Genomic DNA, 26,575 nt, shown 5'->3' with positions numbered 1-26,575 from the left:
GGACTGAAAGCAGAACGAAAGCAGAATGAGGCAAACCGGAGCAGAACGAAGTAGTACGAAAGCAGAATGAGGCACAACGAAGCAGGTCGAGAGTAGAATGGACATTGCACGGAAACGGGCAAAGGATCGCAAGGAAAGGAAGCGAGACGATGGCGGAAAAAACGATTCTCCCGTTCGGCGATCCCATCCTTCGGAAGATCGCGCGTCCGGTCGACGGTCTGGGGCCCCGCGTCCTCAAGCTGCTGGACGACATGCGGGATACGCTGTACGCCGCGGAGGGCCGCGCCGGGCTGGCCGCGCCGCAGATCGGCATTTTGCGCCGGGTCGCCGTCTTGGATTGCGGGGACGGGCTGATCGAGCTCATCAACCCGGAGATTCTCGAAGCGTCCGGCGAGCAGACGGGCGCGGAAGCGTGCCTGTCGTATCCCGGCTACCGCGGGCTCGTAACGCGGGCGTACGCCGTGAAGGTCCGTACGCTGACCCGCGCGGGCGAGACGGTCGTGCTGGAGGCGGAGGGCTATCCCGCGGTGTGCATGCAACACGAGATCGACCATCTGAACGGCGTGCTGTTCATCGACCATGTGCGGGAGCCGTTATTGGTGCACGAAACGACGGGGCACCGGGTTCGCGTGCTGGACGTGCAGCGTTTGACGCGGGGCTAGCGGAGGAACGGCCGGCCCGCAGCCGAGATGGCGGCGAGGGCAAACAGAGCGAGCCGGAGCGGCGCGTCGTTTCGGCGTGCGGCGTCCGGTTCGTGGCGCCTTCGTTCCCGTCCGTCTCCCGGCGGACCGGTTGCCCGATTATAAATGGTGGCGGCCACAGGAGCCGCTATTTTGCTTGAGTCGCCGATTCGGCGATTGAGCGGCCACGGGTTCCGCTATTCACCGATAATCGGACCTTATAGCGCCCATCCCCCGGCTCGCCCACCGGCCGGCGCCTCTCGCCCCCGCCCCAATAAAAAACGCATCTCCACGGGGGGAGATGCGTTTTTCCATTTGCTTCGCTAGCGCAGCAAGTGATACGGCACCGTCGCAACGACGACGTCCTTCTGGTTGAACAGGTAGGCGCGCAGCAGCAGGCTGGATTGGTTATGCAGGAAGTTGTGCCACCACTGCTTCGTGATGAACTGCGGGATGAGCACCGTGATGTGGTCCGACTCCTGCGTCTTCCATTCGACGGTTTCGATGAAGCGGATCAGCGGCCGGATGAAGCTGCGGTAGCTGGACCGCAGGACGATCAGGCGCACGCCGGGGTTCCATTCCTCCCACTTCTTCTCCATCCGCTCGATCTCGTCCTCGTCGAAGCCGACGTAGACCGCCACGACGTTGTCCGTCAGCGACTTCGCGTAGCTGATGGACTGCAGCACGACCTTGGTAATGCCGGCGACGGGCACGACGATGGTGCTGCCCTTGATGACGGGCTTCTCCTTCTTGATGTCGACCCGGAGTTCGTCGGCGGTATTCATATAATGCCGGTGGATTTTGAAGAAGACGAAGATGACGATCGGCAGGAAGATGAAGACCATCCAGATCTGCGAGAACTTCGTGAAGATGAAAATCAGCGTGATGACGAGCGTCGTGAGCATCCCGATCGTGTTGACGACCAGGCCGAACACCCAATTGGCCGGCTTCAGCCGGATCCAGCGGATCATCATGCCGAGCTGGGACAGGGTGAACGGGATGAACACGCCGACCGCGTACAGCGGGATCAAATTCTCCGTATCCCCGTGGAACACGATGACGAGCACCGCCGAGAAGATGCCGAGAAAGATGATGCCGTTCGAGAAGCCGAGCCGGTCGCCGCGCACCATGAAGGCGTTCGGCATGTATTTGTCCTTCGCGAGCATGAAGGCGAGCAGCGGGAAGGCGGAATACGCGGTATTCGCGGCCAGGAACAGGATCAGCGCCGTGATGCCCTGGATCGCGTAATACAGGACCCCGCGCCCGAAGGTGGCGTTGGCGATCTGCGAGACGACGGTTTCCTTCGGATTCGGCACGATGCCGTTCCAATAGGCAAGCAGGCTGATGCCGATGAACATCGCGCCGAGGATGGTGCCCATCATCATGAGCGTGATCGCGGCGTTGCGTTCGGCCGGCTTCTTGAAGTTCGGAATGGCGTTGGACACGGCTTCGACGCCCGTCAGCGCGGAACAGCCCGAGCTGAACGCCTTCAGCAGCATGAACAGGCTGATGTTGGAGACCGCCGCCCCAAGCTCCGGAATGCTGCCGTTCGCGCCGTGGATGATGACTTTAATGACGCCCGCGATAATGAGCACGAAGACGGCGGCGACGAACAGATAGACGGGATAGGCGAGCACGGACGCGGACTCCCCGATGCCGCGCAGGTTCATGACCGTCAGGAACACGATCATGATGAGCGCGATGACGACCCGGTAATCGTGCAGCGCCGGAAACGCCGACGTGATCGCGTCCGTGCCGGCCGACGAGCTGACCGCGACGGTCAGAATGTAGTCGACCAGCAGCGAGCCGCCGGCGAGCAAGCCGGTCGAGATCCCGAGGTTGTCTTTGGCCACGATGTAGGCGCCGCCGCCCTTGGGATACGCGTAGATGGTTTGGCGGTACGAGAGAATGAGGATGAGCAGGAGCCCCAGGACGGCGATGGAAATCGGAATCGAATACCAGACCGCCGCGAAGCCCGCGGCCACCAGCACGAGCAGGATCTGCTCCGTACCGTAGGCGACCGACGAGAGCGCGTCGGAGGAGAGCACGGCAAGCGCCTTCAGCTTGCTCAGCTTCTCTCCCTCGAGTTCGGCGCTCTTCATCGGCCGGCCAATCAACAATCGTTTGAATCGGCTAATCATGAATGGGACCTCTTTTCTCTCCGCATAAGGTAATCTTTGTCTGCGTTTAGAATTCGCTTTTAGGGTAACCGCAATGACCAGAATTCATTATAGCAGAAATAGAGCCGGTTAAAAGATGTCGGCCGGAATTAAAAGAGAGCGCTTGAACCGCCCCGTCCGGATGGTATACTTGGAAGAAAACCGCCGCCGCAACACGGCGCGCGCACGCGATAACAGGAGGAGAACCATGCCGACGGCAATCAAATGGGACGGCCACACGCACACGAAATTTTGTTACCACGGAAGCCCCGACGAATCGGAGGCCTACGTCGACCGCGCGCTCGCGCTCGGCTTCGACCGGTACACGATCAGCGAGCACCCGCCGCTGCCCGCGGAATGGATCCCGGACGCGCCGCTCATGAAGGAGCTGGCCATGCCGGCCGGGGAGCTGCCGGCTTATATGGATTACGTAACTTCCATTAAACAGAAGTATGCGGGCCGAATCGACGTCGCCATCGGCCTCGAGCTGGACTATTTGCAAGGGGCGCTGCCGTTCACGGAAGCGATCGTCGACCGGTACCTGGACAAGCTCGAGGACGTCGTCTACTCCGTGCATTACCTGCCGGGCCGGGGCGGCATGCGCTGCATCGACTTCACGCCGGACGATTTCGCGGCGAACCTGCTGTCCTACTACGGCACGATGGAGAAGGTCGTCGACGAATACTATGACCACGTGGAAGCCGCGATCGCCTGGGCGGCGAAGCTGCCGATGCGCAAGCGGATCGGGCATATCAACCTGATCGAGAAATTCGCGCAGAAGCTGCCGCCGATCGACGAGGCGCAGCTCGAGCGCAGGCTGACCGCGATTCTGCCGAAGCTCGAGGAAGGCGGCGTCGGCATCGACGTCAACACCGCGGGGCTGCGGGTGCCGACGTGCGGCAAGGCTTACGTGCCGGCCTGGTTCCTGCGCGCCTGCGCGGAGCGGGGCATCCCGCTCGTCTATGGCTCCGATTCGCACAAGCCGGAGCATGTCGGGTTCGGCTACGATTGGTTCGCGGCGAACCTGCCGGGCGAACGATAGCGTCCCGCGGTATGCGCGGCGGCAGCCTTCCTGCCGCCGCTGGGCTTTATTTTTTCGCGCGGGGCGCATGCCGGACGCCCCGCGCGTATAGATAAGACAAAGGGGCGCCCGCGGAGACGGGACAGCCCCGGAACCGACGACAGAAGGAATGAGGCGGATGGCAACGACCGTACAGCAAGTATACGACCCCAGCATTTGGCACATCAGCTATTGGGAACTGACGATCCGCTTGGTCGCCGCGCTTGCGCTGGGCGGACTGGTCGGTCTGGAGCGCGAGCTCGGCGGTCATTCCGCGGGATTTCGGACGCATATTCTGGTCTGCGTGGGATCCGCCGCGATCGTGCTCTTATCCATCTACGGCTTTGCGGAATTTTCGACGGATCCCAACGTGCGGCTCGATCCGGCCCGGCTGGCGGCGCAGGTCATCAGCGGCATCGGCTTTCTCGGGGCGGGGACGATCCTGCGCACGGGCCTGACCGTGTCGGGACTGACGACGGCGGCGTCGCTCTGGGTCGTCGCGGCCATCGGCCTGACGGTCGGCGCGGGGTTCTACTACGGCTCGGCGGTGCTGACCGTGCTCGTGGTCGTCAGCCTGTTCGTCCTGAACAAGCTGGAGAAGAAATTTTCGCGGACGAAGCGAAAGCGAGACCTGGTGCTGCGCGTGAACAAGGATTCCGCCAGCCTGAGCAAGGTCGTCACGGAGCTGCACCGGCATGGCATCGGCATTAACAAGATTATCGTCGAGAACGAGGAAGCGGATACATGCGACGGCGATGACATGCTGATCGTCCGGCTGCAGCTGAAGCTCGGCCAGACGAAGCATTTCGAGGAAGTCATCGTATCGCTCGCGGCCATCGAAGGCGTCTTCGGCCTCGAAGCGGGCGTGGAATCGTTATAACGGCTTGCCGGGAGCGGCAGGCGGGGGAGAGGGGAAGCGAATGAAGAAATCGTTGTATTACCGCGGGGACGGCACGTTCACGATCGTGCAGTTCACGGATCTGCACTGGCAAAACGGCGAACCGGACGACATGCTGACCCGCATGCTGATGGAACGGGTGCTGGACGCGGAGTCGCCCGATCTGGTCGTCTTTACCGGCGACGTCATCTACAGCAAGGACTGCGTCGATCCGCGGCAGTCGTTCCGCGACGCGGTCCGAACCGTCGACCGAAGGGGCATCCCGTGGGCGGCGGTGTTCGGCAACCACGACACGGAGCATCTCGTCACGCGCGGCGAGCTCATGAACGTGCAGCTGGAGCATGCGCACTGCATCGCCGAGGCCGGACCGCAGGAGCTGAGCGGAGAAGGCAACGCCGTGCTGTTCGTGCACGATCCCGAGACGGGCCGGGCGGTCAACGCCCTGTACCTGTTCGACAGCGGCAGCTATTCCGAGCTGCCGCATATCGTGGGCTACCAATGGATCCAGCGCGACCAGATCGCATGGTACGCCGCGCGGTCCGCGGCCATCGCCGCGGCGAACGGCGGCGAGCCGCTGCCGTCGCTGGCGTTCTTCCATATTCCGCTGCCGGAGTACAAGCGGGTCTGGAAGAAGGAGCTGTGCTTCGGCAGCAAGCACGAAGGCGTGGCCTGCCCGCCGGTCAATTCCGGCCTGTACGCGGCCATGCTGGAGCTGGGCGACGTCGTCGGCACGTTCTGCGGGCACGACCACGTGAACGATTACTGGGGCGCGCTGAACGACATCCGGCTCTGCTACGGCCGGGCGACGGGCTACCAGACGTACGGGCGGGAAGGCTTCCCGCGCGGCGCGCGCGTCATCAAGCTGCAGCGGGACGAGCGGGATTTCGCGACGTACGTGCGGCTGGACGACGGGACCGTGATCCTGGAGCCGAAGGAGCATTATCCGAAAGGCATGGATAACTAGCGGCGACGAGGCGCGCGCAGGCGGACGCCGCATGCATTCGTAGCCGAAACGTAAGGAATTGTTAATGATTCCGATACGCGGCCGTAAGACCGGCATCTTATCCTCGTAGTTGCAGGACACATTGACGAGGAGAGATGACAGATGAACAAAAGCTTGAAGCGGGCGATCGCGCCCGCGCTGGCACTGGCGGTCATGGTACCGGCCATGGCTTACGCGGCGGCCATGAACGGGGATTCGGGCATGACGGCGAAGGTCGATTACAGCCGCGTAACCGTGATGAAGAAGGACGGGCATGAGCTCGTGCCGCTCCGGCAAATCGCCATGTCGCTCGGGTACAGCGTGGATTGGACGAAGCAGGCCGTCATGCTGACGCGAACGGGCATGATGGGCATGGGCATGCAGCATTCGGACATGAAGGACATGAACGACATGACCGACACGTCCGATATGAGCGAGATGACCGACATGCCGGGGATGAAGCCGCAGCCGTACACGGTGACGCTGATGCCGGGCAGCACGCGCGTCACGGCCGGCATGGCCGCGAAGACGGCCGATTACGCGCCCGTCGTCATTATGGGCAAGACATACGTCACCAAGCCGTTGGTCGAAACGTTTTTGGCCATGACGCCTTAGCCCTTCGGCGCGTCTTGGCCGGGGTAAACCGAGCGTCGGCCTGACGGGCGCGGACGAAGCGCGGAAATGTCGACGAAGCGCCATCGCGCGAATCGGCGGCGCGCGGGTTAAACGAAGCAAGACCGCCACCTAACGAAAGCGCCGGACGACCGTCTCCGCGGAGGCGAGGTTGTCCGGCGCTCTTCGTTTATGCTACGCTTAGATGGACGCGCGAACAAGGAGCATGGGAATGAAACAAGTGCTGGTTACGGGATACAAAGCCTCCGAGCTGGGCATTTTCTCCGATAAGCACCCCGGCGTGGGCGTTATCAAGAAGGCGCTCAAGCAGCGGCTGCGGGCGCTCGCCGAAGAAGGGCTGGAATGGGTGATCGTGAGCGGGCAATGGGGTGTTGAGCTGTGGGCTGCAGAGGTCGCGCTGGAGCTTAGAGCTGAATATGAATCGTTGCGCCTGGCCGTCATTACGCCGTTTTTGGAACAGGACGAGAATTGGAGCGAGCCGAAGAAAGCGGCCTATGCGTCCATTCTTGGGCAAGCGGACTACGTGAACAGCGTGTCCAAACAGAAATACGCGGGTCCTTGGCAATTCAAGGCGCGCGACCGGTTCCTGCTGGACAACACGGAGGGGCTGCTGCTCATCTACGACGAGGAGCAGGAGGGCTCGCCGCGGTTTCTGCTCGAGCTCGCGCGCAAGCATGCCGAAGTGACCCCGGATTACGGCATCATCGTCCTGAACGGGGAGGACCTGCAGAACGCCGCCGAGGAAGATCGGTTCTACGACTACGAATAAAAGGAGAGTGCAGCTATGCCTCAATTGATCATGCGGGGCGTCGATCTCGCGGAAGTCATGAAAATCAGCACGGCGCTCGTCGAGGAATTGGCGCAGATTTGCCGGTGCGGCAAGGACAACTTCACGCTCGACGTCCTGAACGCGACGTCGGTCTCGGAAGGCGCGATCGTGCCGACCTTTCCGTTCGTCGAGGTGGCCTGGTTCGACCGCGGCCGGGAGGTGCAGGACGCGGTCGCGACCGCGATCACGAACCATCTCCTGACGACGGGCATCCCCGAGGTCGAGGTCGCCTTCAAGGTGTACCGGGAGACGCATTATTACGCCAACGGCCAGCCGTTCATGGTCAAGGCCGGCCCTCCGGTGTTCGACTGATCCGCTGACGGCGGAAGAGGCGGGGCGACACGCCCTGCTCCCGCTTGAACAGCGTGCTGAACTGCGCGTCGCTCGAGAAGCCGCAGGCTTCCGCGATGGCCGTGACGGTAAGCGCGCTATGCTGCAGCAGATGGCTTGCCCGCTGGATGCGCCGGTTCAGCAGGTAAGCGATCGGCGAGCGGCCGAACTTCCGCTTGAACAAATGACGGAAATGATGATAGCTGTACCCCGACATCGCCGCGAGCTCCTCGACGGTGATTTTTTCGTTGTAATGCTCGTCGATGAACGCGCGCGCGTACTGCAGATGGTCGTTCGCTTCTTTGGATGCGGCGACGTCGGATTTCCGCTTGTGCTCGATGACGATGAGGCCGAGCAAATAATTGAGCTTGTCCGGGTAATACGGCCGCTGCTCCTGCATTTCTTGCAGCATCGCGCGCAGCAGCTTCTCCACGGGCCGGTCGGCCCCGTCCTCGTGCAAGCCCTCCCGCAGCGCCCCGTCGGTGCCGGTCAGCCGGAAGCCGACGCAGACGACCTCGGTATCCGCGAGCCGCCGCTCGTCGTGCAGCGTCCCCGCGGCCATGACGGCGTAGGTGCCGGGCGCATAAGCATGCGTATCGTCCAGAATCCGGGTCGTGCCGCCGCCCATGCCGTAATAGACGAGCTCGCAGCACGAATGCGCGTGCATCGGCATGTAGGTGCCTGTCTGCCGGACCGCCTGAAACAGGAACTCCATTTGCGCGTGCATCGGGCGCCTCCCCCTTCGTTATAGCCACATCATGCAAACAATCAGCCATTTCGTAAAGCCGCGGCCGCCCGCGTTCGGTGTAGAATAACCATGACAACACGATACGCCTCGTACGGCATAACCAAATCATATAAGAATACCGGCGGATCGGCAAGCAGGACGGAACGCTGCCCAAAACGCCCGAAAGGATGAACGGCCCATCATGGTTCACTACCCGGCAATCTCCGAACAGAAGCGGGTCCAGCGACTCGCGCACCCGCGGCGCAAGGTCCGCATGGTGCTCGACACGGACACCTATAACGAAATCGACGACCAGTTCGCCGTCATCTACGCGCTGAAGTCGCCGGAAGCCGTCGCGGTCGAGGCGTTCTACGCCGCGCCGTTCTTCAACGAGCTGTCGACCGGCCCGAAGGACGGCATGGAGAAGAGCTACAACGAGCTGCGCCGCATCGCCGGCATCGTGCCGGAAATGGCCGGCATTCCGATTCACCGCGGCTCCGAAAGCTACCTGCCCGGCGCGGACGAGCCGGTCGACAGCGAAGCGGCGCGCGATCTCGTGGCGCGGGCGATGGCCTCGTCCGAGGACGACCCGCTCTACGTGCTCGCGATCGGCGCGATCACGAACGTCGCGTCCGCCATTCTGATGGAACCGCGGATCATCGAGCGGATCGTGGTGATCTGGCTGGGCGGCCATGCCCTGCATTGGCCGGACACGCGGGAATTCAACCTGTACCAGGACGTGCCGGCCGCCCGCGTCGTGCTGGACAGCGGCGTGCCGCTCGTGCTCATCCCGTGCATGGGCGTGACCACCCACCTGCGGACGACGCTGGCCGAGATCGAAGCGTACGTGAAGGACAAGGGCCCGATCGGCCGGTACTTGTACGAGACCTACCGGAACTGCAGTCCGGATCATGTCGGCTATTCCCGCGTGATCTGGGACATGACGACGGTGGCCTACCTGGTCAACGACGCATACCTGCCGAGCTCGCTCGTCCACAGCCCCGTGCTGTCGGACGACGGCCGCTGGAGCGTGGACAAGACGCGCCATTTGATCCGGTACGTGGATTACGTCGAACGCGACGGCGTGTTCAAGGATCTGTTCCGCAAGCTGGAAGGCTGACGCCGGTCCGCGAGGGCCGCGAACGCAGCGCGAAAAGACCGTTACGGCCGGAGGCTTCCCGGCGGCAACGGTCTTTTCTTTTTTTCGGAGCGGCCGGCTTCGAGACCGTGCATCGGAATCAAAGGCGCTTCTCAAGCTCGATTTCGTCGCGAATGGGACCACTTGTCGCCCCCTTTTTTTTCCGGGTCCGCATCCGCGCGGCCGCTATCGCGTATATACAGCATGCGAAACGCGAGAGGAGCGATGGGCGATGGCGGAATACGGACCGGACCGGTTGGCGGAAGCGAAGGAACGGATGCGCCGGCTGGAGAAGGCGCAGCGGCGGCAGGAGCAGCTGCGCGGCCGGCTGCGGGAGAAGGAGAAGCAGATCGTCGAGCTGGAAATGAAGCTGGAGGCGGAGCAGGCGGACGTGGAGAAGCTGACGCGGATGTCGCTCGCGAACCTGTTCCATACGCTGCTGCGCAGTAAGGAGGAGCAGCTCGAGCTGGAACGCCGGCAGGCGCTCGCCGCCGCGCTGAACCTGCAGGAGGCCAGGCAGGCGCAGGAGCGGCTGAAGGCCGATATCGTGGACGCCGGCGACGAGCTCGCGGCGTGCGCGAACGCGGAGGTCGAGTACGCCCGGCTGCTGGCCGAGAGGGAAGCGCTGCTGCGGACGTCCGCGTACGCCGCCGAGCTGGCCGAGATGGACGCGCAGATCGCCGACCGGTCGCTCGCGGCGAAGGAGCTGAAGGAAGCGCTGACGGCCGGCCGGCGCGTGATGACGTCGCTCGAGGACGCCTCGCACAGCCTCGAGAAAGCCGAAGGCTGGGGCAATTGGGACCTTTGGGGCGGCGGCGGGGTCATCAGCACGCACATGAAGCACGAGCACGTCGACGCCGCCAAGGCGTCCATGAACAATGCCAACCATCTGATGCGGAGCTTCCGCGACGAGCTCGCGGACCTGGACCGGACCATCGGCGTCGGGATCGACATCAGCGGCATGCTGAAGTTCGGGGATTATTGGTTCGACGGCCTCATTACGGACTGGATCGTGCAGAAACGGATCCAGGAAGCGCAGAACCAGACGCTGGGCGCGCTCGGCGAGGTGCGCGCCGTCGTGAACCGGCTGCAGTCGGAATTCGCGGCCGCGGATGCCGCCCTGCAGGGCAGCCGGACGAAGCGCGTCGCCTGGATCGAAGCGCAGCGGCCGTAGCGGCCGCGACGCCGTACCGGCGAGCCGGCCGCTGAGCGCCCGCCGACGCTCGAGAACGGCGCTTCGTGCTCCGTGCCGGCGCCTCATGCAGGCAAGCAGCAAAAAAGACTGTCCCGCGCGAAGCGGACAGTCTTTTTCGTGCGGCGCCGGGTCGGCCGGCGGCCGCCTCCGGTTAGAACCGGGCCAAGTACGCCTCCAGCGTCAAACCGAGCTTATGCACGTCCTTCGCGACGGCGACGCCGACGTAACGGACGTGCCACGGCTCGTACATATAGCCGGTCTCCTGCTCCTTGCCTTTCTCGAAGCGGATGATGAAGCCATACTCCGCGGCATGCTCCTTCAGCCACTTGCCTTCCTTCGTCTCGCCGTAGCTTTCCTCGAGGCCGTAATGGACGCTCGCGCTGGAGACGTCCATGGCGAGGCCGGTCTGATGCTCGCTTTGGCCGGGATGCGCGCTGAACGTGTTGGCCTCTTCCTCGCCGTGACTCTTCGCGTAGGCGTTGAAGATGGACTTCTGCGACGCGTACGACCGGTAGCCGGATACGGCCTTCAGCTCGACGCCGTCCTGCTCGGCGCCGGCGAACAACTTGCCGAGCGCTTCGGCGGCGACTTTGCGCATTTGCTGCTTCGGGCTGTCGCCGGAGAAGGAGAACTCGACGGGCGCCTTCTCGAGATCGGGCGGCACGTAGCCGGGATCGAGCTCGCGCTTCTTGTTGACGAGCACGAGCACGCTCGTCGGGTTCGTGACATAGGCGACGCCGCTTCGCGTTACCGTCGTGCGCGAGGCGGCGTTGTCGTACAGAAACTGCTGGAGCTCCGACCGGCCGGCGGCCGACGCGGGCTTTGCGGGCGGATTTCCCTTCGCCGGCGCCCCGGCGGTTTGGCCCGTGTCCGCATTCGGCTTCTCTCCGGAGCCCGGAGCGGCATCGTTGCCGGCGCCGGCACTGGCGGAATCGCCGAAGAAGCGGTCGTACGCGGGTTGCAATAAGGTCGTTTGGGTTGCTATGACGGCTGTCCCGAGCGCGATGCCGAGAACGACGACGGGAATCAGTGCGGATTTTCTCAAAGCGGTTCCTTGCCTCCCAGGTTTGCTGCAGCCCCGCTTGCCGCGGCAGGCGGGCGCTTCTATTTATCTAACGAATATTATAGGGGGATTTGTTGCGCTTGTACAACGCGGTCTCGGCGGATGGGCACCGAAAACGGCTCGAAAAGACGCGAACGATGCAAAAATTTGTCTATCGGCGCAGGGGCGCATGGTATAGAATGGAAGCCGATTCGACAAAAGCCGCGAAGCAGCGCGTCTCCGCCTACGTGAAGTCTTGGTCGCCGATGCTGGCCAAGGTCACCTACGGCATCGGCGGCCGGACGGTCGCGTCGGCCTCGTCGCCGCCGTGGACGGCGTCCGTCGATTTCGCGCCGTACAAGGGACGCGCGATCGACGTCGCCGTGCAGGCGTACGACGGCCGCGGCAAGCTCGTCACGACGCGGAAGGTGCGCGTCGCCATGAAATAGCCGTCCGCCGGCAAGCCGGATTCTCCGCGGCCGGGGCGCGCGCATGCCCGGCGCCCGTCTCATCCGTGATGCCCCGCTTTTACAAAGCGCCTTCCTTCGCGCTACAATGGGAGGACGAACCGTGCGCGGGCAAGACGAAAGGGGGGCGGGCGATGCAGGAGCATGACGGGCCGGCAGGGCCGAACGCGTCCGCGGAGGAGCGGCTCGCGGCCGCGCTCGCGGAGATCGAGGCGCTGCGCGAAGACAAGCGGCGGCTGCAGCGGGAGGTTGTCCGGCTGCGCGGGTTGTTGCGCGGCGGCGACCGGGAGCTGCGCTCCACGCGGCTGAACGAGGCGCTGCGCGAATAAGCGTCCCGATCCGCGGGAAACAGGCGCGAATCTGTCGCCGGCTACTGGAAAGCAAGGCGAAAACGGGTTACAATAGGAGTAGTACAATCAGGCGAGGTGATTTCAATGTCCGACAACCAAACGACGCCGGAATCGCAGGAGCAATCGCTGGACCAGCCGAAGAAGGTTTCCCTGGCCGATGCCGTGAAGCAGAAGCTCGCGCAGAAGAAGCAGGAGCAAGCGAACGGCGGCAAGCAAAAATTCGGTCCCGGCGGCAATCAGCAGACGATGAAGAGCCAGAACACGAAGAAGGTCAACAATCAGCGCAAGAAAATGGGCGTATAACCAGTCACGCGAAAAACTGAGGGCGATTATCGCCTTCAGTTTTTTTAACGATAAGGGGGAATCGGACATGATGCGGAGTACGGACATCGGCGCGAACGAGCGCCATGCGAGGATCGTGCTGGACAGCTACCGCAGGCTGCTGGGCAAGCCGCTATTGGAGACGGAAGGAAGGGGTTCGGCGGCGGAGCAGCTGTTCGAAGCGCCGATCGCGGTGCTGTCCCACGGGACGGAGGCGGACCCGGTGTTGAATTACGGCAAACGCACGGCGCTCGGGCTGTGGGAAATGGACGGGGCTAGCTTCACGTCCATGCCGTCCAGGCTGACGGCGGAGCCGCTTGTCCGCGAAGAGCGGCAGCGGTTCATGGAGGCCGTCGCGGCGAAGGGCTACATCGACGATTACAGCGGCGTGCGGATCTCCGGCACCGGCCGGCGGTTCCGCATCGAGCAGGCGGTCGTCTGGAATCTGTACGACGAGTCCGGCGCGTATTACGGACAAGCCGCGGCGTTCGCCGGCTATACCCGGCTGTGAGGGGGGCGCGCGGATGAAACCGATCGTCGAGTACTGCTTGTCCCTGAAATGCGCGGAGAAGGACTATCCGTTCGGCCCGGAGCCGCTCGTCATGAAGGTCGGCGGCAAAATGTTCGCGCTCGTCGCGGACAACGTCGTGTCGCTGAAATGCGACCCCGTCGTCGCCGAGAACCTGCGCGAGCAGCACGCGGCGGTGAAGCCGGGCTACCACTTGAACAAGAAGCACTGGAATTCCGTCACGGTCGACGGCTCGCTCCCGCTGGGCGAGGTGTTCGACATGATCCGGCACTCGTACGAGCTCGTCTTCAAGGGGCTGCCGAAGGCCGAACGCAACCGGATCGAAGCGCTGCTGCGGCAGCCGTAGCGAGCGGGCGGGCGGAGAAGAAGCCGGCGTTCCGGACGCCGCCCGTCCCGCGCGGGCCGCTAATTGGACGGGCACCAGCCGGGCGGGCCCGAGCAGATCGCGGCCGCGAAGCCCGGCGCGTCCTTGGCCAAATCCGCGAAATAGCTGCCGATGACGTGATTTCCTCCGACCGAGCCGTTCCGGAAGCTGCGCTTGACGTCCTCTTTGACGTGCATGTAATAGTACGTTTTGTCCGTCTTGGGGGAGGTGTAGACAAGCGGCGGCAGATGCGGCACGACGTCGAATTCGTTCTCGATGCGGAAGGAGACCGGCACGGCCGCGTTGTAGCTGCGGGCGAAAGCGGGGTCCCCGACGCGCGGCGAGCCGAACGTGTAGACGACCAGGTTCGCGGGCTTCCGGTTCAAGGCGATGTCGAGGGCCGCCAACGTGCCGAGCGCGCCGCCGAGGCTGTGGCCGGTGACGAACACGGGCTTGCCGGGCGTCGTATCGCTCAGCAGGCGGAACAGCGCGTCGCGGGCGGACATGTAGACGTCGTTGAAGCCGCGGTGCGCGAGGCAGCCTTTCCCCGCCGGCTTGAAGGCGACCTGCTGCGCGATCATGTCCGTGATCCAGTCCGTCGGCGAGATCGTGCCGCGGAAGGCGACGATGACGCCGCGGTCGGATTCCAGGACGAAGCCGAACAGCTCTTCCTTGCCCGCGTAGGACGAAGCCCCGATCGGGCCGATCAGCCGGTACGTATCCGGCATCAGGAACAAGCCGCCGTTGTCGTACTGCACATAGGTTTGACCGCAGATGGCGGCCAGGAATATCGCCGTTCTCAGGTCCGCCGAGCTGCCGTTGCTCATGAGGGCTCCCCCTTTCCTTGTTCCATTGTATGAGGCGCCGGGCCGGCGTGCTTTAGGCGTTCGCCCCTTCGTAGGCGAATTCCCGTTTCAAGGCCGGGGAACGGGGGTAATGAAGAAGAACGTCTGGCGAGGTACGGCAGGAACGAAGCAGGCACGGAAATTCATAGAGTGGGAGCAGTGCGGAAGTCATGAACAAATCGACGGCACGGGACGGCGGCGCAAGGCGGTGGAATATGCGCATCGCCGTCGTGGACGACAATCCGATGAACATCACGGTAGTCAAGGAAATTCTGAAGCGGGCGGGCTATTCCGATCTTCGGACGGCGGCGAGCGGAATGGAGCTGTTCGGCATGCTCGGCTTGGACGCGAGAGGCCAGGAGCCCGCGGACAAGCCGGGGGACGACAACCACGGAATCGATTTGATTTTGCTCGATCTCATGATGCCCGGCGTGGACGGGATCGCGGTATGCGCGCGCATCCAGGAGTCGCCGCGGTTAAAGGACATTCCGATCATCATGGTGACGGCGATCGGCGATTCCAAGAAGCTGGCGGAGGCCCTCGACGCCGGCGCGATCGACTACGTGACGAAGCCGATCAACCGGATCGAGCTGCTGGCGCGCATTCGCGTCGCGCTGCGCTTGAAGGAAGAGAAGGACTGGCACCGGGAGCGCGACCGCCGGGTCAGAGAAGAGCTGCAGCTGGCGCGGGAGGTGCAGTTCGCGGCGCTGCCGCAGCCGGTGGACGACGAAGGCATGGCGATCGATGCGATCTATCGGCCGTCGGAGGAGCTCTCCGGCGACCTGTACGCGTGGCATCGCATCGACGACAGCCGGTACGGCATCGCCGTCATCGACGCGATGGGCCACGGGATCAGCTCGTCGCTCGCGAGCATGTTCATCGCGTCCGTCCTGAAGGACGCGATGACGAAGCAGGTGGAGCCGAAGCGGGTCGTGAGGGAGCTGAACCGCCGGTCCCAGCAGCTGCAGTTCGCCGACCAGCTGATCCAGTATTATTTTACGGGGCTGTACATGGTCGTGGACTTGAACAAAGGCGTGCTGGAGTACGTCAACGCGGGCCATCCCCCGGGGCTGGTCGTTCGGGCGGACGGCAGCATCGAGCATTTCGAGCTGGGCGGGGCGGCGATCGGCCTGTTCGACGAGATCGCGACGGAGAAATTCGCGCTGGACATCCGGCCCGGCGACCGGATCATGCTGTTTACGGACGGGATGTACGATCTGGTCGGCAGCGATTACGCGGAGGACCGCGAGGAGAGCTTGACGGAGCTGCTGCGCCCGTTCGGCGGCGGAACGCCGGTCAGGGCGCTGGAGGAGGCGCTGTTCGGCGGCGAGCACCGGAACGGGCTGACATCCGACGATCGTTGTCTGGTGATCGTGGATATTAAATAGACGATTCATACGAACGTCTAGCCTTTAACTGCAGAATGACCGATAAATGCTCATATGCGCCCGAAAACGTCCCGTCGACGAGACGTTTTCGGGCGCGTACGCAAAAAGGGAGCTTCCCGGCCCGATCCGCTTGCGGACGGCCTTGGGGCAGCTCCCTTCGTCATGTCGAATTCGGATTTCGGCTGTCGCGCGGCCGGCAGCGAGGCGCCGCTAACGGCTCGATCGCGACGGCAGGGGCGGCGGATCCTCGCCGCCCCCGTTCCGCGTCGTCACCGTCGTCTTCGTCCGGGCTTGCGATCGGCTGCGTCGCGGCAGCAGCGGGATGTCCTCGCCGTCCGCCCGCTCGATCCGGTCGGCCTCGGAAGGCTCGAGCCGCGACGAGCTGACGATGTCTCCCCGCGAGCGGCCGTTCAGCAGATCGCCCGTCCAGCCTTTGCGCCACAGCCACCAATAGATAAGCAGCGTGGTGACGACGATGACGCCGCTGACCGTGATGAAGCCCCAACGCTCCTTGGCCCACGGGATGTCGTCGAAATTCATCCCCCAGACGGCGCCGATGACCGTGGCGGGCATGAACAGGGCGGTGAAGATCGTGAGCGTCTTCATGATGTCGTTGCCCCGGAAGTTCGAGATGGCGTCGTCCATCATGAGCAGCGTGTCGATTTCCATCGCGTAATGGCTGAGCAGGTTCTGCACCCGGTCCATCCGGAGCTCCATCCGCTTGAACTCCTCCTGTTTCGTCAGCTCTTCCATGAACGCTTCCTTGGCGGCGCCCTGAATCTCTTTCATCGGAATGAACAGGTGGCTCCAGTGCAGCAGCTCGTAGCGGCGCTCGAAGATGACGTTCATCAGCCCCGTCTTGTTATGGCGGCTCATCCGGAGCTCCAGCTCGCCGAGCCGCGTCTCGAACCGGTCGAGACCGGCGTGGAACGTCTCCAGAATGCTGCCGAGCATGACGAACAGCGCTTCCGGGGCCGTCTGGCAGCGGTGCAGCTTCTCGCTCCACGGTTCGAGCTGCAGCCGCAGGGACAGGCGCATGTCGGACTGGTACGTGACCAGCTTGTTGCGCGTGACCCGGAAGTGGAGGGGCTGGATATCGTCCTCGTCCTCCGACGCCTGGAACATGAGCGTGCCCTGCAGGACGGGCTCGCCCCCCGGCAGCTCGGATACCGATATTTGATTGTGCTCGCAGCCTTCCGCGTCCTGCAGCCAGGCGGCGTATTCAGGGTGCGCCTGCCGGACGTCCAGCTCGGCTTCGTCCCGGATAGCGCCGCGATCTTCCCGCTGCGCGACGTCATGCCGGGCGCCGTCTTTCTTCCTGCGGCTCAGACCGGAGACGGCCGGTCGTTTGGCGTGCAGCATGTGCCATTCCCATTCCGATGGAAATTGCAGCAACCGATGCATCATGGTCGGGGCCTCCTGCTTGTCCGTACGTGCTCGATACGATTAGTTCCATCATAACGCGAATTCGCCGGGAAGCACAACTCGCCCGCGGCAAATTGCGCCCTTCGGCCGCCTTCGGCACCTTCGCCCGACACGAAAAGAAGCACGCCCGTTCCCGGCGTTGCCGGGGCGGCGTGCTTCGGTGGCGTTCGGCGCTCAGTCCTCGGGCTGCTCGCTCAGCAGCACCTTCAGCTTGTCGATGGCGCGCCGCTGAATGCGGGAGATGCTCATCTGCGAGATGCCGAGCTGATCCGCGATATGGCGCTGCGGCAGTCCCTCGGAGTAGGCGAGCATGAGCACCTGCTGCTCCTGGGGCTTGAGCTGGGTCATGGCGGCCTGCAGATCGAGCCGCCGGTCGACGTCCTCGAAGTCGTCGCCCGGCGAGCCGAGCAGATCGCCGAGGGACGTCGCGTTGTCTTCCTCGGAGATCGGCGTATCCAGCGACACGTAGTGGTACAGGTCGCGTCCGGCCAGGATCTCCGTCGTTTCCTCGACGGAGAGGGCCATCTGCGCGGCGATTTCCTCGACCTTCGGCGAGCGCTCCAGCTTCACGGTCAGCTCGTCGATGGCCTGCTGCACGGCGATGCCCTTTTCCTTGATCCGTCGCGGCACCTGGACGTACCAGGACTTGTCGCGCAAATAGTTTTTCATGTGGCCGATAATGCTCTTCATGGCATAGGGCTCGAATTGCACGCCGAGCGAGCTGTCGAATTGGCTGAACAGGCGCAGCAGCGCGATTTGGCCCACTTGCATGAGATCCTCGTACAGATCGGGACGGTTGCGGGAGATTTTACCGGCTGCCATCCGTACCATGGGCTCATAGTGCTCGATCAGCTGTTCTGCGATTTCATTGGAGGGACTGTCCTGATAAGCGATGATGAGCTCGGCGCCGGTGACGGTCGGTTGCTTGGCCGGCTGCGGGCTCATCACAGCTCACCGCTCTTGACTAATCGCTTGGTCAGTACCACTTCCGTTCCCTTGCTGCTGTTCACTTCGACGTCGTCCATCAGCGCTTGCATCAAATACAGTCCCAATCCCCCGGCTTGCAGTTCGTCGATCGATTTGCCGTTCACCGGCTGCGCCCGGCGCGCCGCGGCGGCCGCGTCGAAGCTTCGTCCGTCGTCCTTCACGACGATCGACAGCGCGTCGTCGCGCTTCACGAGCCTGACCTCGATCCGCGGCGACGGCATCGGCGCCTGCGCCGCCTCGCCCGAGCTCAGGTCGCCGTACGCATACAGCACCGCGTTGTTGCAGGCCTCCGAGACGGCGACCTTCATATCTTCGATTTCCTCGTAGGAGAATCCCATTTTGACCGCCAGCCCGTACAGGGTCAGCCGCACCAAGTCGATATATTCCGCAGATGCGGGCACCTGCAATGTGATTACTTCTTCCTTTACGTTCATCTTGGTCTCTGTCCTTTCTGCGGTTCGCCTCCGATCGGCGAATTAGGCTTGTTTGAGAAGGAACGGCGTGATGCCGGTCATGTCGAACAGCTTGCGGATATGCGGCGGGACGGCCTCCACGGCGAACGGCGCGTCTTTCGCGTGGCGCGCCTTCAGGACGGAGACCAGAATGCCGATCCCGGTGCTGTCGACGTAGCGCAGCTCGCGCAGATTGAGCACGAGTTCGCGGTCGTCCAGCTCGATCAGCGGCGACATGACGGCTCTCATTTGCACGGCGGATTCCAGATCGAGCTCCCCGCCGATATAGACGGTACACTTGCCTGTTTGGTTTTCGGTTCGAACGAATAGTTTATCGTTTTGCTTCATCGTCACGACGCTCCTGTACATGGATTTGCCTCTCATTAAGGGATGATTACCCTCGCGGACCGGGACTGAAACAAACCGCGGCCGGTTAGAAATATGTTCTAGTTTAACCGATTGAATCCTGCGCAAACAGGGTATACCAAGCATACCCGACAAATATGGAGGCGATGGACATGAGCTACAAAATCGCGATTTTCGATACGCAAAACGACGCCATCCGCGCCATTCAGGCGCTGGAGCAGGCGGGCTTCGTCAAGACGGACCTGACGGTCATCGCAAAGAACCGGGAGGATACGCGCCGGATCGAGAACGAGACGGACGTCGACGCGGACGAGCTGCAGGACCTGACGGACACGCGGCTCGCGGCGGATCAGCACGGCCTGGACGATCCGCGGGTCGTGGTCCCGATCGCGGCTTCGCCGGGCTTGACGATGACGGGCCCGTTCACGGGCGGCATGGCGTACCCGGGCAATTCGTTCGTGGCGGCCGCCGCGTTCCTGGACGACGACGACAGCATGGACAGCGCGCTGCACGATCTCGGCGTGCCGGGCGGCGACGTGGAGGCGTGCCGGGAAGCGATCGCGCGCGGCGGGATCATCGTCGCGGCCGAGACCGGCAGCGACGCGTCGAACGGCGGGCCGGACATGACCCGCGGCGGCGAGGCGGAGGCGCTCTTCCGCAGCACCGGCGCGACGCGGATTTTGTAGAATCGCGCAACCGACCGCGAAATCAAGCGGATCCGGTCGAACCCGGCCGTGCCCCCCGAAGCGCCGCGCTTCGGGGGCACGGCCTCTTCGGCGTTCGCAATCCCCATTTACAACGGCGAAAACTCTCTGCTATGCTAGGGTGAAACTGTCCGAGCAGGACGGATTTTCCATTTCGGGGCCAAGAGGGAGAAGCCATGATGAAAACGGTTACCGTGTACGACATCGCCAAAGAAGCCAACGTATCCGTCGCGACGGTTTCGCGCGTGCTGAACAACACCGCTCCCGTTAAAGCCTCCACCCGCCAGCGCATTCAGAGCCTCATCGACAAGTACCAGTTCCAGCCCAACGCCCTCGCCCGCAGCTTGATCAAGAAGGTTACCGGGATGATCGGCATCATCCTGCCCGACATCACGAATCCGTTCTTCCCCGAGGTGCTCGCGGGGCTCGAGCAGGAGGCGCGCCAGGAGGGCTACACGTTCTTCCTCTGCGACACCGGCTCCTCCAACCAGGACATCAAGGACCAGTACCGGCGCGAGTCGCAGTATCTCGGCATCCTGACCGAGAAGCAGGTCGACGGCATCATCATGATCGGCGGGCGCATCGACCTGCATCACTGCGGCAAGGAGATGGCCAAGGAAGTCGCCGAGATCAACAAACGCGTGCCGATCGTCCTGATCAACGGCAACTTGCCGGGCGCGGCGTTCCACCGCGTCGTCGTCGACGAAAGCGCCGGCGCCGAGCGCGTGACGGAGCATCTTATCGGCCTCGGCCACCGCGACATCGCCTTCATCGGGGGCTATCCGCAGATGTCCAACACGGTGCGCCGGCTGGAGGGGTTCCGCACGGCGATGGAACGGGCGGGTCTGGCCGTGCGCGAGGAGTGGGTCAACCACGGCGGCTTCTCCGTGAACCGCGGCAAGGAGCTGATGGGCCGGCTGCTCGATCGCGAAGGCCGGCGTCCGACCGCCGTCGTCTGCGCGAACGACCTGGTCGGCATCGGCGCGATCAAGGCCGCGGTCAAGGCCGGGCTCGAGGTGCCGCGCGACGTGTCCATCACCGGCGTCGACGACGTGCCGATGGCGGCGAACGTCATTCCCGAGCTGACGACGCTGTCGCTCCGATGCGTGGAGCTGGGCCGCACGGCAGCCCGCGTGCTGCACCGGCTGATCTCCAAATCCGACGGCGTCGAGTTGTTGACGACGCTTCAGCCGGAGCTTGTCGTGCGGGAGAGCACGGCGCCGCCGGCGAAATAGGGGCAGAAAATTTTTCTAACGGCCCCATTGACAGCGCTATCATTTTGCGGGTAAACTTCAAATCAAGGCAGCCCTGATGAAAAGGGTTTCATTTTTACCCCGGAATGAAATGGGTTTCATTCACGCCGGATAATGGCTGGCCCACACTTCACTCCAACCGCAGCAGCGCAAGATCAAGTTGCACCGCCGCACTCCAACCGCAGCAGCGCAAGATCAAGCTGCACGGCTTCGGACTCACCGCATGATCATTGCCATCCATCGCAACGCCTGCATCGCTTCACGAACCGGTATTCGTCTCATCGCAGCCATAACCGCATCACAAGCCATCCATCGCAGCCGTACACAATACGCTGCCGCCGCTTTCAATCGCATAGCCGCACGATTGCCGCCCGCAGCCGGCCGGCATCGATACACGCGCATTCCCGGAATGGAGAACGCAAGGCTTCTCGTCTAATCCCGCATGTCGCCGTGTATTTTTTTCCCCTGCTTATGAAATGGGTTTCATAAACGCATGCCTATTAAGTTGAGCTTCGGGAGGATTCTGCATGAACATGGATACGACGCACGACACGGCGCTGCAGCTCGGCGCTTCATCCCTGCGCATCGGCGGCCAAGCCGAAATCGTGCTTTGCGCTTCGCTCTTTTATTTCCGCCTTCCCCGCGCGCTGTGGCGCGAACGGATGGAGCAGGTCAAAGCCTGCGGCTACAACGCCATCGACGTGTACTTCCCCTGGAACTACCACGAGCTCGAAGAAGGGCGCTGGGATTTCGCCGGCGAGCGCGACGCGGAGTTCTTCCTGCGGCAGGCGGTGGAAGCCGGCCTCTGGGTCGTCGCCCGGCCGGGTCCGTACATCTGCTCCGAATGGGACGGCGGCGGACTGCCCGCGTACCTGTTCGCGAAGCCCGGCATGGTCATCCGCAGCGCCGAGCCGGCATACATGGAGGCCGTTAAACGCTGGTACGACCGCATTCTCCCGCTGCTCGCCAAGTACGAGGCGAACCGCGGCGGCACCGTCCTCTGCGTGCAGCTCGAGAACGAGCTCGACTTCTACGATTGCCCGGATCCGGCGGCCTACATCGCGGCGCTCCGCGACCTGGCTCTCGCCGGCGGCATCACGGTGCCGCTCATCGCCTGCGCCGGACAGGGCGGGCTGCGCGAAGCATCGGGGACGGTCGACGGCGTCGTGCCGACCTGCAACTTCTACCCGAACGACCGCGATCCGGCCTTCGAAGACAAGGCCGCGTCCTACGAACGGCGGCTCGCCGAATTGAACCTGCCGCTGCTCGTGACGGAGACGAACCGTTCGCACTTCCTGCTCCGGCGGCTGCTCTCCTGCGGCGCGAAGCTGCTCGGGCCGTACCTGCAGGCATCCGGCACGAACTTCGGCTTCACGAACGGCACGAACAATTGGGGCGACCCGCTGGCGTTCATGACGTCCGATTACGATTTCCGAGGCATGATCTCGCCGGAGGGCCATTTGCGGCCGGAAGCGCTGGAAGGCCTTCTGCTGCGCCGGGTAATCCGGACGTACGGCGACGCGATCGCGGAAGCCGCGTCGGCTCCGGCGGCGGAGACCGCCGGCCTGGAGCGGAACGCCGGCGAACCGGCGGGCGGCGCGCTGCTCGAGCGGACGCTGCGCTTGGCCGGCGGCGGGGAGCTGCTGTTCCTCGCCAACGTCGGCGGCGAGGCGGAAGCCGTCGCGCTCCGGTTGGCGGACGCGGCCGGCGGGGCGCGGAGCATCCCGCGGGCTTCGCGGCTGCAGAGCGTGCCGATGCGCTGCGCGATGCTGCCGGCCGGCGTGCCGCTCGCGCGCTGGGGCGTCCCGGCGGGAACGCTCCGTTACGCGACGGCGGAGCTGTCGGACGCGCACCGCGCCGCCGACCGCACCGTGCTCGTGTTCCACGCGGAGCACGAAGGCGAGATCGCGCTGGCGCTCGGGGAAGCCGCGCCCGATGAAGCCGCGAACGGCGTGGCGGCCGACGCGGACAGCGCGATGGCCCGCGCGAACGGCCCCGCGGCCAATGCGGCTCATGCGGCGGACGCGCTCGCGGCCGAAGCCGCGGCAACCGCCTCCCGCATGACGGTGCAAGCGCTGGACGGCGAGCTTGTCTTCCATTATAAAGCGGTGCCGGGCCAAATCGCCTCGGCGACGCTCGTCCTCGCCGGCGGCCGCCGGCTGACGCTGATCGGCCTGGCGCGCGAGGACGCGCTGCTGCTGGCCGGCATCGGCGACGACGGCGGCTTGAGCTTCCGGCCGCCGGCCGACTACGACGATGCGCCGCGCGAGCTGCGCGTCGGCTGGACGCGCGGCGACGCGGCGCCCGCGCAGCCGCTCGCCGCGGAGCCGGCGGTGCCGCTGCCGGCGGCGGAGCCGCTCGAGGCGCACGGCGTGTACCGCGGCTTCGCCTGGTACCGCGCCGCGAGCGGCCTGCCCGAAGGCAAGCGCGCCCAGGGCTTGCTGCTGCGGCATGGCGCAGACGTCGTCTCGCTCTATGCGGGAGCCGACTATGTCGGCACGGTCGCGCCGGGCGGCGGCAGCCGGTACCTCCCGGCTAGCGAGTCCATGACGATCGGCGCCGGCGAGAGCCTGACGGCCCGGGTCGAAATTTGGGGCCATACCAATTTCGACGATCCGCGGCTGCCCGGGCTGCGGTTGAACAGCCTGAAAGGGCTGGCCGGCCTGACGGCCGTGACCGCGAAGCGGCGCCTGACGTCCAACTGGCGCGTGCGCAGGATGCGGGATCGCGCGCTGCTGCCGGAGCTGCTCGGCCCGGATTGCGACGATGCCGCTTGGCCGATCGTCGCCTTCGGCGGCTGGCTGTCGCCGGACCACCCCGCCTTCGAATATTACCGCCGGCGCTTCGTCGCGGACGGGACGGCGGATGCGTTCACGCTGTGCTTCCAGGGCATCCAAGCGATCGCCCGGGTCTTCGTCAACGGCGCGGCGGCCGGCCAGGTGCATCCGTTCGATCCGTACGTCGACATCTCCGCGTTCGTGCGGCCCGGCGAAGACAACCTGATCGCCGTCTTCCTCGAGCGGGTGCTGGGCCTGCCGGCCGGCGACGTGATCTTATATGAAGGGAACGCGTCGCGGGAGTGGACGCTGTCCGCCTGCGAGGAAGCGGGACTGCTCGAGCACGCGGAGCGGCTCGCGGCCGGCGCCGCGGCGGCGGAGCTGCCGGTCGAGCTGGCGCCGGGCGGCGTCGCCTGGTTGTACGGGACGCTTCCGGAGGAAGCCGGCGGCGTGCCGGGCGGCTGGCGGGCGCGGGCCGAGGGCAGCGGACTGAAGCTGACGGCGTTCCTCGGCGATACGATCGTCGGCCGGCTGTGGACGGCCGGGGGCGCGTCGTCGTCGAGGCCGGTATTCAGCGGCGGGGACCAGGCGTCGTTCTACTTGCCGGGACCGTGGCTGCTGGAACGGGAAGACGGCGCGCGCCTGACGCTGCTGCTCGAGGCGGTCGAGACCGGAGAGCCGGGCAGGCTGGAGCGGCTGACGTTCGTGCCGGTGGGCGAGCCGAAGAAGCGTACCGAGGAGGATAAGCAATGAAAACGATCACGCAGCCAAGAATGGCGGCCGAAGCGGCGGCCCGTCCGCGGACGGCGAAAGCCGGGTGGAAGCGGTTTTGGAACAATCGGACGCTGCTCCTGATGTGCGCCCCGGCGGTGCTGTTCTTCGCGATTTTCGCGTACCTGCCGATGCCGGGCCTGTACTTGGCCTTCATTAAATACAACTACACGGACGGGATCTTCAAGAGCCCGTTCGTGGCCTTCGAGAACTTCCGGTTTCTGGTCATGACGGGCGATCTGTGGCGGCTGACGATCAATACGATCGCCTACAACCTGGCGTTCATCGTGCTCGGCAATTTCCTGCAGATCTTCGTGGCGATCCTGCTCAACGAGCTGCGCAAGAAATGGTTCAAGAAGGTGTCGCAGACGATCATGTTCCTGCCGTTCTTCATTTCGTTCGTCATCGTCGGCTTGATCGCGTACAACATTTTGAGCTACGACTACGGCCTGCTGAACGTCATCCTGAAGTCGCTCGGCGCCGATCCGGTGAAGACGTACTCCAATCCGCACATTTGGCCGGTCATCATCATCGTCACGTTTCTGTGGCAGTCCACGGGATACGGCTCCATCGTCTACTTCGCGGCGATCATGGGCCTCGACTCCGAGGTGGTCGAAGCCGCCGAGATCGACGGCGCCAACGCGCTGCAGCGCATCCGCTACATCGTGCTGCCGTGGCTGAAGCCGACCTTCATCATCCTGCTGCTGTTCTCGCTCGGCGGCGTGCTCCGGGGCAACTTCGGCCTCTTCTATAACCTGGTCGGCGCGAACAACACGTCGCTTTACTCGACGACGGATATTATCGAGACGTACGTCTTCCGCTCGCTCATGAACAATTTCAACTTCTCGATGGGCAGCGCGGTCAGCCTGTACCAGTCCGTCTTCGGCTTCATCGTCGTCATCACGGCCAACTGGCTGGTGAAGAAGGCGTCGCCGGATAATTCACTGTTCTAGGAGGGAGAATCATGCAAGCTGAAGCAGCGCGCCGACGCATCCGAAGCGATGCGACGTCCTTGTTCGTCAGAGGTTTTGGTTACGCTTTCATCGGGCTGTTCGCCCTATGCTGCCTGCTGCCGTTCCTGCTCGTGCTCGGCACTTCCTTCACGAACGAAGGCACGATCGCGAAGCACGGCTTCAATATTTGGCCGCGGGAATTCTCGACGTTCGCGTACAAGATCGTCTTCGAGAATCCCGATCTCATCCTCGGCGCCTACGGCGTCACGATCTTCATCACGGTCGTCGGCACGGCGGTCGGCCTGTTCCTGGTCGCGATGACCGGCTACGCCCTGCAGCGGCCGGACTTCCAGCAGCGCAACGCGATCTCGTTCTTCATTTACTTCACGACGCTGTTCTCGGGCGGCATCGTGCCGTTCTACCTGCTCGTCAAGCAGTACCTCGGCCTCGGGGACAACTATTTGGCGGTGCTGCTGCCGGGGCTCATGAGCCCGTTCCTCATCATCATGATGAAGAGCTTCACGAAGTCGATTCCGCATGCGATCACGGAATCCGCCAAGATCGACGGCGCCGGCGACTTCACGATCTTCCTGCGCCTCATCCTGCCGATGGCGACGCCCGCGCTGGCCACGATCGGCCTCTTCATCGCCCTCGGCTACTGGAACGAATGGTACAACGCGATGCTGTTCCTGTCGCCGGACATGAAGTACCGGCCGCTGCAGCTGTTCCTGTACAACGTCATCACGAGCGCGGACTTTATCCGCAACTCCTCCGCGGCGTCCAACGTGCCCCTGCGCGACATGCCGCTGGAATCGATGAAAATGGCCACCGCCGTCGTCGCCACCGGGCCGGTCATCCTGTTCTATCCGTTCGTGCAGCGGTACTTCATCCAAGGGATCACCGTCGGCGCCGTGAAAGGGTAAGCCGGCCATCATGCGCAAAGAATGGCC

General features: G+C 64.0%; 28 protein-coding genes. 20 read left to right on the top strand and 8 right to left on the bottom strand.

Translation table 11 applies throughout. The features are described 5' to 3' along the window. Positions 1 to 149 precede the first annotated feature (149 nt). Entirely contained in the window at positions 150 to 662 is a 513-nt protein-coding gene (gene def / locus BMZ79_RS24175; protein WP_090645031.1) for a peptide deformylase, read from the top strand. A 341-nt stretch (positions 663 to 1,003) separates the two neighbouring features. Here the strand turns inward: def and BMZ79_RS24170 are convergent, their stop codons facing one another. Then, positions 1,004 to 2,821: an APC family permease gene (locus BMZ79_RS24170; protein WP_090645028.1), complete on the bottom strand. Its 1,818-nt coding sequence runs from the start codon at positions 2,819 to 2,821 to the stop codon at positions 1,004 to 1,006. A gap of 226 nt (positions 2,822 to 3,047) precedes the next feature. Between BMZ79_RS24170 and hisJ the strand changes: the two genes are divergently transcribed. The 6 genes from hisJ to BMZ79_RS24140 all read left to right on the top strand — a co-directional run bounded on the left by hisJ (position 3,048) and on the right by BMZ79_RS24140 (position 7,553). Continuing rightward, the gene (hisJ, locus tag BMZ79_RS24165) at positions 3,048 to 3,881 is read left to right on the top strand and encodes a histidinol-phosphatase HisJ (RefSeq protein ID WP_090645025.1); all 834 of its coding nucleotides are present in this window, start codon (positions 3,048 to 3,050) and stop codon (positions 3,879 to 3,881) included. Between the two features lie 157 nt (positions 3,882 to 4,038). Beyond that, on the top strand, positions 4,039 to 4,779 hold the full coding sequence (locus BMZ79_RS24160) for an MgtC/SapB family protein (protein WP_090645021.1): 741 nt from the start codon (positions 4,039 to 4,041) through the stop codon (positions 4,777 to 4,779). 40 nt (positions 4,780 to 4,819) lie between these two features. Next, a complete protein-coding gene (locus BMZ79_RS24155; RefSeq protein ID WP_090645018.1) occupies positions 4,820 to 5,761 on the top strand; it encodes a metallophosphoesterase family protein in 942 nt (313 codons plus the stop codon). A 141-nt stretch (positions 5,762 to 5,902) separates the two neighbouring features. Next, on the top strand, positions 5,903 to 6,394 hold the full coding sequence (locus BMZ79_RS24150; protein ID WP_090645015.1) for a stalk domain-containing protein: 492 nt from the start codon (positions 5,903 to 5,905) through the stop codon (positions 6,392 to 6,394). Positions 6,395 to 6,623: 229 nt separating this feature from the next. After that, positions 6,624 to 7,181: an SLOG family protein gene (locus BMZ79_RS24145; protein ID WP_090645012.1), complete on the top strand. Its 558-nt coding sequence runs from the start codon at positions 6,624 to 6,626 to the stop codon at positions 7,179 to 7,181. A gap of 15 nt (positions 7,182 to 7,196) precedes the next feature. After that, positions 7,197 to 7,553 carry a DUF1904 family protein gene (locus BMZ79_RS24140; protein WP_090645008.1) on the top strand — a complete coding sequence of 119 codons (357 nt, stop codon included), beginning with the start codon at positions 7,197 to 7,199 and terminating at the stop codon, positions 7,551 to 7,553. Here the strand turns inward: BMZ79_RS24140 and BMZ79_RS24135 are convergent. Further along, positions 7,525 to 8,298 (bottom strand): AraC family transcriptional regulator, encoded by a 774-nt coding sequence (locus tag BMZ79_RS24135; protein WP_090645005.1) that lies wholly within the window; start codon positions 8,296 to 8,298, stop codon positions 7,525 to 7,527. The genes BMZ79_RS24140 and BMZ79_RS24135 overlap by 29 nt on opposite strands. A gap of 202 nt (positions 8,299 to 8,500) precedes the next feature. Here BMZ79_RS24135 and BMZ79_RS24130 point away from each other — a divergent pair, with 202 nt between their 5' ends. Both BMZ79_RS24130 and BMZ79_RS24125 read left to right on the top strand, forming a co-directional pair. Beyond that, entirely contained in the window at positions 8,501 to 9,418 is a 918-nt protein-coding gene (locus BMZ79_RS24130) for a nucleoside hydrolase (protein WP_090645003.1), read from the top strand. A gap of 250 nt (positions 9,419 to 9,668) precedes the next feature. Continuing rightward, positions 9,669 to 10,610, top strand: coding sequence for a hypothetical protein (locus BMZ79_RS24125; RefSeq protein WP_090645000.1), 942 nt, complete (start codon positions 9,669 to 9,671; stop codon positions 10,608 to 10,610). A 172-nt stretch (positions 10,611 to 10,782) separates the two neighbouring features. Here the strand turns inward: BMZ79_RS24125 and BMZ79_RS24120 are convergent, their stop codons facing one another. Then, complete coding sequence (locus BMZ79_RS24120; protein ID WP_090644998.1) at positions 10,783 to 11,676, bottom strand: M15 family metallopeptidase; 894 nt, start codon at positions 11,674 to 11,676, stop codon at positions 10,783 to 10,785. Between the two features lie 197 nt (positions 11,677 to 11,873). Between BMZ79_RS24120 and BMZ79_RS24115 the strand changes: the two genes are divergently transcribed. The 5 genes from BMZ79_RS24115 to BMZ79_RS24095 all read left to right on the top strand — a co-directional run bounded on the left by BMZ79_RS24115 (position 11,874) and on the right by BMZ79_RS24095 (position 13,686). Then, complete coding sequence (locus BMZ79_RS24115) at positions 11,874 to 12,122, top strand: hypothetical protein (RefSeq protein ID WP_090644996.1); 249 nt, start codon at positions 11,874 to 11,876, stop codon at positions 12,120 to 12,122. A gap of 152 nt (positions 12,123 to 12,274) precedes the next feature. After that, the gene (locus BMZ79_RS24110; protein ID WP_090644993.1) at positions 12,275 to 12,469 is read left to right on the top strand and encodes a hypothetical protein; all 195 of its coding nucleotides are present in this window, start codon (positions 12,275 to 12,277) and stop codon (positions 12,467 to 12,469) included. A gap of 105 nt (positions 12,470 to 12,574) precedes the next feature. After that, a complete protein-coding gene (locus BMZ79_RS24105; protein ID WP_090644991.1) occupies positions 12,575 to 12,793 on the top strand; it encodes a hypothetical protein in 219 nt (72 codons plus the stop codon). A gap of 67 nt (positions 12,794 to 12,860) precedes the next feature. After that, positions 12,861 to 13,322 (top strand): MEKHLA domain-containing protein, encoded by a 462-nt coding sequence (locus BMZ79_RS24100; protein ID WP_090644988.1) that lies wholly within the window; start codon positions 12,861 to 12,863, stop codon positions 13,320 to 13,322. A 13-nt stretch (positions 13,323 to 13,335) separates the two neighbouring features. After that, entirely contained in the window at positions 13,336 to 13,686 is a 351-nt protein-coding gene (locus tag BMZ79_RS24095) for an MmcQ/YjbR family DNA-binding protein (RefSeq protein ID WP_090644985.1), read from the top strand. Positions 13,687 to 13,745: 59 nt separating this feature from the next. Here BMZ79_RS24095 and BMZ79_RS24090 read toward each other — a convergent pair whose 3' ends face one another. After that, positions 13,746 to 14,531 carry a lipase family protein gene (locus BMZ79_RS24090; protein ID WP_090644982.1) on the bottom strand — a complete coding sequence of 262 codons (786 nt, stop codon included), beginning with the start codon at positions 14,529 to 14,531 and terminating at the stop codon, positions 13,746 to 13,748. Positions 14,532 to 14,764: 233 nt separating this feature from the next. Here BMZ79_RS24090 and BMZ79_RS24085 point away from each other — a divergent pair, with 233 nt between their 5' ends. Continuing rightward, positions 14,765 to 15,937 (top strand): PP2C family protein-serine/threonine phosphatase, encoded by a 1,173-nt coding sequence (locus BMZ79_RS24085; protein WP_090644979.1) that lies wholly within the window; start codon positions 14,765 to 14,767, stop codon positions 15,935 to 15,937. A 210-nt stretch (positions 15,938 to 16,147) separates the two neighbouring features. On the opposite strand, the gene BMZ79_RS24080 is transcribed toward BMZ79_RS24085, so the two are convergent. The 4 genes from BMZ79_RS24080 to BMZ79_RS24065 all read right to left on the bottom strand — a co-directional run bounded on the left by BMZ79_RS24080 (position 16,148) and on the right by BMZ79_RS24065 (position 19,149). Further along, entirely contained in the window at positions 16,148 to 17,344 is a 1,197-nt protein-coding gene (locus BMZ79_RS24080; protein WP_090644977.1) for a magnesium transporter CorA family protein, read from the bottom strand. Between the two features lie 192 nt (positions 17,345 to 17,536). Next, entirely contained in the window at positions 17,537 to 18,307 is a 771-nt protein-coding gene (locus BMZ79_RS24075) for a sigma-70 family RNA polymerase sigma factor (protein WP_090644974.1), read from the bottom strand. Continuing rightward, positions 18,307 to 18,783: an anti-sigma B factor RsbW gene (rsbW, locus tag BMZ79_RS24070; RefSeq protein WP_090644971.1), complete on the bottom strand. Its 477-nt coding sequence runs from the start codon at positions 18,781 to 18,783 to the stop codon at positions 18,307 to 18,309. The genes BMZ79_RS24075 and rsbW overlap by 1 nt, the downstream gene beginning before the upstream one ends. 42 nt (positions 18,784 to 18,825) lie before the next feature. Beyond that, on the bottom strand, positions 18,826 to 19,149 hold the full coding sequence (locus tag BMZ79_RS24065; protein WP_177222299.1) for an STAS domain-containing protein: 324 nt from the start codon (positions 19,147 to 19,149) through the stop codon (positions 18,826 to 18,828). A gap of 170 nt (positions 19,150 to 19,319) precedes the next feature. Between BMZ79_RS24065 and BMZ79_RS24060 the strand changes: the two genes are divergently transcribed. The 5 genes from BMZ79_RS24060 to BMZ79_RS24040 all read left to right on the top strand — a co-directional run bounded on the left by BMZ79_RS24060 (position 19,320) and on the right by BMZ79_RS24040 (position 26,548). After that, complete coding sequence (locus BMZ79_RS24060) at positions 19,320 to 19,853, top strand: general stress protein (protein ID WP_177222298.1); 534 nt, start codon at positions 19,320 to 19,322, stop codon at positions 19,851 to 19,853. 197 nt (positions 19,854 to 20,050) lie between these two features. Beyond that, the gene (locus BMZ79_RS24055) at positions 20,051 to 21,106 is read left to right on the top strand and encodes a LacI family DNA-binding transcriptional regulator (protein WP_090644965.1); all 1,056 of its coding nucleotides are present in this window, start codon (positions 20,051 to 20,053) and stop codon (positions 21,104 to 21,106) included. A gap of 545 nt (positions 21,107 to 21,651) precedes the next feature. Further along, a complete protein-coding gene (locus BMZ79_RS24050) occupies positions 21,652 to 24,654 on the top strand; it encodes a beta-galactosidase (RefSeq protein WP_090644962.1) in 3,003 nt (1,000 codons plus the stop codon). 20 nt (positions 24,655 to 24,674) lie between these two features. Continuing rightward, positions 24,675 to 25,625 carry an ABC transporter permease gene (locus BMZ79_RS24045; RefSeq protein WP_256253078.1) on the top strand — a complete coding sequence of 317 codons (951 nt, stop codon included), beginning with the start codon at positions 24,675 to 24,677 and terminating at the stop codon, positions 25,623 to 25,625. Positions 25,626 to 25,636: 11 nt separating this feature from the next. Next, positions 25,637 to 26,548 (top strand): carbohydrate ABC transporter permease, encoded by a 912-nt coding sequence (locus BMZ79_RS24040; protein WP_090644957.1) that lies wholly within the window; start codon positions 25,637 to 25,639, stop codon positions 26,546 to 26,548. The last annotated feature ends 27 nt before the right edge of the window (positions 26,549 to 26,575 follow it).

The organism is Paenibacillus sp. UNC496MF, from assembly GCF_900113915.1.
Classification (GTDB): domain Bacteria; phylum Bacillota; class Bacilli; order Paenibacillales; family Paenibacillaceae; genus Paenibacillus_Z; species Paenibacillus_Z artemisiicola.
Note: the sequence above shows the minus strand (reverse complement) of the source record. Positions and strands in the feature narration are given on the sequence as shown.

Excerpts from the sequence above, each read along its gene's own strand:
- BMZ79_RS24160 (WP_090645021.1), top strand. The coding sequence starts at position 4,039 with ATGGCAACGACCGTACAGCAAGTATACGACCCCAGCATTTGGCACATC.
- BMZ79_RS24095 (WP_090644985.1), top strand. The coding sequence starts at position 13,336 with ATGAAACCGATCGTCGAGTACTGCTTGTCCCTGAAATGCGCGGAGAAG.
- BMZ79_RS24145 (WP_090645012.1), top strand. The coding sequence starts at position 6,624 with ATGAAACAAGTGCTGGTTACGGGATACAAAGCCTCCGAGCTGGGCATT.
- BMZ79_RS24150 (WP_090645015.1), top strand. The coding sequence starts at position 5,903 with ATGAACAAAAGCTTGAAGCGGGCGATCGCGCCCGCGCTGGCACTGGCG.
- BMZ79_RS24065 (WP_177222299.1), bottom strand. The coding sequence starts at position 19,149 with ATGAAGCAAAACGATAAACTATTCGTTCGAACCGAAAACCAAACAGGC.
- BMZ79_RS24130 (WP_090645003.1), top strand. The coding sequence starts at position 8,501 with ATGGTTCACTACCCGGCAATCTCCGAACAGAAGCGGGTCCAGCGACTC.
- hisJ (WP_090645025.1), top strand. The coding sequence starts at position 3,048 with ATGCCGACGGCAATCAAATGGGACGGCCACACGCACACGAAATTTTGT.
- BMZ79_RS24040 (WP_090644957.1), top strand. The coding sequence starts at position 25,637 with ATGCAAGCTGAAGCAGCGCGCCGACGCATCCGAAGCGATGCGACGTCC.
- BMZ79_RS24090 (WP_090644982.1), bottom strand. The coding sequence starts at position 14,531 with ATGAGCAACGGCAGCTCGGCGGACCTGAGAACGGCGATATTCCTGGCC.
- BMZ79_RS24135 (WP_090645005.1), bottom strand. The coding sequence starts at position 8,298 with ATGCACGCGCAAATGGAGTTCCTGTTTCAGGCGGTCCGGCAGACAGGC.
- BMZ79_RS24055 (WP_090644965.1), top strand. The coding sequence starts at position 20,051 with ATGAAAACGGTTACCGTGTACGACATCGCCAAAGAAGCCAACGTATCC.
- BMZ79_RS24105 (WP_090644991.1), top strand. The coding sequence starts at position 12,575 with ATGTCCGACAACCAAACGACGCCGGAATCGCAGGAGCAATCGCTGGAC.
- rsbW (WP_090644971.1), bottom strand. The coding sequence starts at position 18,783 with ATGAACGTAAAGGAAGAAGTAATCACATTGCAGGTGCCCGCATCTGCG.
- BMZ79_RS24085 (WP_090644979.1), top strand. The coding sequence starts at position 14,765 with ATGCGCATCGCCGTCGTGGACGACAATCCGATGAACATCACGGTAGTC.
- BMZ79_RS24140 (WP_090645008.1), top strand. The coding sequence starts at position 7,197 with ATGCCTCAATTGATCATGCGGGGCGTCGATCTCGCGGAAGTCATGAAA.
- BMZ79_RS24045 (WP_256253078.1), top strand. The coding sequence starts at position 24,675 with ATGGCGGCCGAAGCGGCGGCCCGTCCGCGGACGGCGAAAGCCGGGTGG.
- BMZ79_RS24075 (WP_090644974.1), bottom strand. The coding sequence starts at position 18,307 with ATGAGCCCGCAGCCGGCCAAGCAACCGACCGTCACCGGCGCCGAGCTC.
- BMZ79_RS24060 (WP_177222298.1), top strand. The coding sequence starts at position 19,320 with ATGAGCTACAAAATCGCGATTTTCGATACGCAAAACGACGCCATCCGC.
- BMZ79_RS24050 (WP_090644962.1), top strand. The coding sequence starts at position 21,652 with ATGAACATGGATACGACGCACGACACGGCGCTGCAGCTCGGCGCTTCA.
- BMZ79_RS24080 (WP_090644977.1), bottom strand. The coding sequence starts at position 17,344 with ATGATGCATCGGTTGCTGCAATTTCCATCGGAATGGGAATGGCACATG.
- BMZ79_RS24170 (WP_090645028.1), bottom strand. The coding sequence starts at position 2,821 with ATGATTAGCCGATTCAAACGATTGTTGATTGGCCGGCCGATGAAGAGC.
- BMZ79_RS24115 (WP_090644996.1), top strand. The coding sequence starts at position 11,874 with ATGGAAGCCGATTCGACAAAAGCCGCGAAGCAGCGCGTCTCCGCCTAC.
- def (WP_090645031.1), top strand. The coding sequence starts at position 150 with ATGGCGGAAAAAACGATTCTCCCGTTCGGCGATCCCATCCTTCGGAAG.
- BMZ79_RS24155 (WP_090645018.1), top strand. The coding sequence starts at position 4,820 with ATGAAGAAATCGTTGTATTACCGCGGGGACGGCACGTTCACGATCGTG.
- BMZ79_RS24125 (WP_090645000.1), top strand. The coding sequence starts at position 9,669 with ATGGCGGAATACGGACCGGACCGGTTGGCGGAAGCGAAGGAACGGATG.
- BMZ79_RS24110 (WP_090644993.1), top strand. The coding sequence starts at position 12,275 with ATGCAGGAGCATGACGGGCCGGCAGGGCCGAACGCGTCCGCGGAGGAG.
- BMZ79_RS24100 (WP_090644988.1), top strand. The coding sequence starts at position 12,861 with ATGATGCGGAGTACGGACATCGGCGCGAACGAGCGCCATGCGAGGATC.